General features: G+C 64.0%; 3 protein-coding genes. All 3 read right to left on the bottom strand.

The genetic code is table 11. The features are described from left to right. The 3 genes from GOW98_RS25395 to GOW98_RS25385 are packed head-to-tail and all read right to left on the bottom strand — an operon-like array spanning position 1 to position 4,116. Positions 1 to 1,380, bottom strand: coding sequence for a polysaccharide biosynthesis/export family protein (locus tag GOW98_RS25395; protein ID WP_367646912.1), 1,380 nt, complete (start codon positions 1,378 to 1,380; stop codon positions 1 to 3). A gap of 25 nt (positions 1,381 to 1,405) precedes the next feature. Further along, positions 1,406 to 2,059 carry a YjbF family lipoprotein gene (locus tag GOW98_RS25390; protein ID WP_170337377.1) on the bottom strand — a complete coding sequence of 218 codons (654 nt, stop codon included), beginning with the start codon at positions 2,057 to 2,059 and terminating at the stop codon, positions 1,406 to 1,408. Then, a complete protein-coding gene (locus tag GOW98_RS25385) occupies positions 2,056 to 4,116 on the bottom strand; it encodes a YjbH domain-containing protein (RefSeq protein ID WP_367646911.1) in 2,061 nt (686 codons plus the stop codon). Before GOW98_RS25385 ends, GOW98_RS25390 begins: the two co-directional genes overlap by 4 nt. Between the last annotated feature and the right edge of the window lie 176 nt (positions 4,117 to 4,292).

The raw sequence follows: 4,292 nt of genomic DNA, 5'->3' as shown, positions 1-4,292 counted from the left end.
TCAATTCACTGCGGCGTTTATGGGTGTTGTAATGATTGAGGGTGTGATTTGAGAGATAGTTCTGCCCCATTTTGTGACGGGGTTTTCAGCGATGAAGATGATGTCGTTTGATCTGAGTTCGAATTGGGCGGCGAGTGTGAGGTGTGCGGCGTTTGTTGTGTCGAGATGCCATGCGGTGACGGCGCCGAACTCTCGGGGGTCCTGGGCGGCGCGCAGGACGTAGACTTCGGACGCGTCGCCGGTTTCCTTGGCGACCCCGCCGCCGGTGTCGTAAAGCGCATCGGCCAGGGTGGCGGCGTGGTTGAAGGGCAGGGCATAGCGGCCCTGGGTGCGGACCTCGCCAGAGAGATAGGCGTAATCGCGGTCGACGGCGTCCAGCTCGATGGATTGCACGAAGTTGTTGCGGCGTTCATCCAGATCGGCGCGGCGCAGGTTGACGGCGACATTCAGCTCCTGCAGCGCGGTCTGGCGACCTTCCAGCACGGTCTCGCGCAGGGCGATCTGCTGGGCAAAGTAGCGCTCGGCGCGGTCGAGGTCATAGTCGGTGTCGACAAAGACCGAGTCGTCGGCGATCAGGTTGAGGTTCTGCAGCGCGGTGCGGGAATAAAGGTCTTCCAGCGGGATCTGATAGACATTGCCATCGCGGTAGATGCGCACCGAGGAATTGTCGATATCGCTGACCGAGACGGAACCTGCGGCCGAGAGCGCCTCGCCCAATGTCAGCTGGGTCAGGGTGATCGGCTGCACGCCGGGCTGGCCGACCGCGCCACCGACCGAGACGCGGCGGGAATTGAACTCGGCAATTTCCAGGCTGAAGGTGGGGTCGATCTGGTTTTCCACCAGACGCTGGAACAGCAGCGCCTCGGCCTCGTCCACGGTCAGGCCAACGAGGCGCACGCGGCCGACATCGGGGATGTTGATCGAGCCGTCATCCTGCACGGTATAGCCGTTGCGGCTGTTCTGCGCGGCCAGCAGGCCCGACAGCTCGCCCGCGGTGCCTTGGGTCGAGGGCGTGGACAGCACCAGCACGTCGCCGATGCCGATCGTGTAGGGGCCGGGGTTGACCTGCGGCGGCGGATCCAGTTGCAGACCTGCGCGCGACCCGTCCTGGGTCGAGGGCGCCTCGGGCAGGGGGCCGGTGCCGCGCAGGCTGGAGGAGGAGCCCGATCCCGCCGACAGTGCAAACACCGAGGGCAGGGTTTTTGGGGAATAGGGTGAACGGTTGGCGACCAGCACGGTCTCGGGCGTCACCGGCACGACGCGGACCTTGCCGGCATCCGACACGCCCGCAGTCACCGAGGGGCTGCGGTAGATGGTCGAGCATCCGGCGATCAGGCCGGTCACGGCCAGCGCGCTGAGGAAAAGGGAAGTGTGGCGCACGATGCATCCTCTGCTGTTCAAAATCTTACCTATCATCGGGCACAGCCTTTATGAACATGTTGCCCAGAAAATCGCCGGTCCATTGCGAGGACTGGACGATCTGGCCGGTGCTGTCCTGCACCCAGTAAATGTTGGTGAACTGCTGGGCCACCCCATAACAGTCTTCCTGCCGCTTTTGCGTGGCGACGGGGGTGCCGCCCAGCACCACCGTCTCGGGTCCCAGCGCGGAGATCCGGCATTTATAGGCGTGCAGCTCGATCTCGTCATCGCCGTTGAGAAAGCTGTGGAAGCGTTCGACCTGTCCTTTACCCCCATTCAGGATCAGCGCGGCGCTTTGGTGCAGATCCGAGCCGGACAAGCCACCGCCAAATCCGATGGCCGAGGTCAGCATGCCCTGTTCCAGCGTGATGGTGGCGCCATCCGCGGTCAGCCAGGTTTGCACGCCTGCGCGCTCGGTTTCCAGCAGCATGACACCGGCCAGATCGCGGCTGGGGAAGCCGACCTCGAGTCGGGGCGGGATCGGGCGGCGCGCGGCCAGCGCCTCGGCGCGGGGGTGGAAGCGCGGGGCGCTGGGAAACAGCGCGCCTTTCAGCAGGTCGACATCCTCCTGCACGTCGCCGCAGGAGATCAGCAGCAGGGCCATCAGGGCCAGCAGGGCAGGGCGGCGCAGGGCCTTCATCGCCAGAACCTCCCCCAGCCGCGGGACAGGTCCTGGGCGCGGGCCTCGCGGGTCACTTCGTAAAGCCGGTTGCGCACATGCAGCCGCGCGCCGCCGTCGCGCAGGACGGGCCGGATGGTCTGGGCCAGCTTGTTGCGCGACGGGCGGCCGGTTAGCCATGAGATGGGAATCTCCAGCCGGATGCCCTTGTCGAACGAGCCTTCGCCGAACTCCTCGGAGCTGACATTGGTCAGGGTAAAGAAGGCCCCCACCTTGAAGCCGTTGTTGAATTCCCGGTCCAGGGTGAATGTGGCGCCATAGTCGCCTGCCAGATAACGCCCGACATCGACCTGTGCGTGATACTCGCCCGGCAGGTCGTAATAGGCCGAGACATGGCCGGTGGCGACGTTGTAATCCTGAAAGCCGAACAGCACGTCAAAGTCGCGTTGGGCGACGTAGTTGGCCTCGACCCCCAGGGCCAGACGGCTGTCGGTGGGGTACCACAGCAGCTCGGTCGACAGCCCGCCAAACATAGTTTCCAGATAGCCCAGCGTGGTGCGGGCATAGAGGTCTGTGCCCGGCCGCCACATGTACTCGGCGGTCATATGCTCGACGCGCAGGTTGGATTCGCGGGCATAGATCGCCCAGTCCGAGCGCACATGCGGCAGGGTCGAATCCGAGACCCGGGTGCTGTCATCCAGCGTACTGAGGACCGGCTGGCGCAGTTCGGTCGATAGGGTAAAGCCGGGCAAGAGCGTGTAGTCCAGCCCCAGCGCCGCCCCTAGCTCGTATCGCAGCGGATCGTCGGGGTCGAAGAAGGAAAAGTTCAGATAAGGCCCGAACCGGTAGGAAAAATGCGGATAGGCATCGCTGAGGATACCGCCTTGCACCAGCGGGATCGTGTCCGAGATCTGAGCCCGGGCAAAGCTGCGCCAGGCATTGTCGGGGTCGTGCTCCAGCTCATAGAGATCGTCGCGGTTGATCCGCACCGCGCTCAGCGGCACCCCGTTCGACATCAGCGCGATGTCGAACTGTTCCGCCTGCGGCGGTTCTTCGTTGGCCAGCACCCGGGCGGTACGCCCCAGCGCCTGGGCGGCCTGGCCATAGCGATTGTTCTCGACCCCGACCCGGACGGTGTCGCCGGTCTCGGACAGGTAGACCAGCCGCAGCCCTTCCTGCGCCAGCGCGGTCTGCAACTGCGCCCGGATATCGCCGGGCGCGCGGCCCGCAGTGGCGGCGGCGACCTGGGATTCGGGCCGCAGGGGCGGCGGCGCAGCGCCTTGTCCGCCCGGCGTCACCGCTTTGCGCGGGTCGATGAAGTAGCTGTAGGTCAGCCCCAGCGTGGTGCCATAGAGATAGGATGTGGTCAGTTGCGACCCATTTTTGAACCGGTATTGCAGCCCGACATTGATTGGCGATTTGATCCTGAGACTGTCATTGGTGGCTTCCCGGGTATAAAGATCCGGCGAATACTCGGCCAGAAAGGTCAGCCGGTCATTATATTGCCAGCTGGCACCGCCAAACAGGGCCGCGTCGCCGCGAAACCAGTTTCCGAACTCCACTTCACCGCCCTGACCGTTCGAGTTCGAAGCGGGCCGGGTATCGAACCGGCTGCCGAATACGCCCAGCGGGTTCGAGAATGCGCCGCGCCCCGCCATGCGCCCCCAGCCGATGCCGCCGGTCAGCTTGAACCGGTCCTGAAAGGTCTTGGTCGCCACGACATATTCCGCAGCATAGATGCCGGTGCCGCCGAAATCGCGCAGCCCCATCACGATGGCCGGCCCGTGCCTGCTTTCTTCGCGCAGCCGGAAGTGCAGGTCAAAGCTACGGTCATAGCGCGTGGTGTCAGGGCCATCCAGCTTGTCGATCACCGCATAGCGAAAACTGCCATGCACCCAGGGCAGCATCTGAAAGGTCAACGTCGCCCGCCCGGTATTGCGCAGCCCGGCACCGGTGAAGACCAGCGTGCCATCCTCGAACATCTCGGCGGTCGGGGTCTCGAGCAGACCGGGGGTGCCATAGGTCGACACAGACTGCGCCTGCGCCATGCCAGTCGCAACCGCACACACCAAGGCCACCAGACCTTTCCGCCTCGCCGATACCGCTCGAATCTTCACGTCAGATGACCACTTTATTCCGGCGCTTGATTAACGGCTTTTCCAAACAACGTCCCGCGCCAATTCGCCGCCAAATCCTTCCATAAACCCCTCTGACAAACCCAAAATCAATACACTCAAATTAATCAGGGAGTAAG

Source organism: Ruegeria arenilitoris (genome assembly GCF_013032445.1).
In the GTDB taxonomy this organism is placed as follows: Bacteria; Pseudomonadota; Alphaproteobacteria; order Rhodobacterales; family Rhodobacteraceae; genus Ruegeria; species Ruegeria arenilitoris_F.
This window is presented reverse-complemented; position numbering and strand designations above follow the sequence as displayed.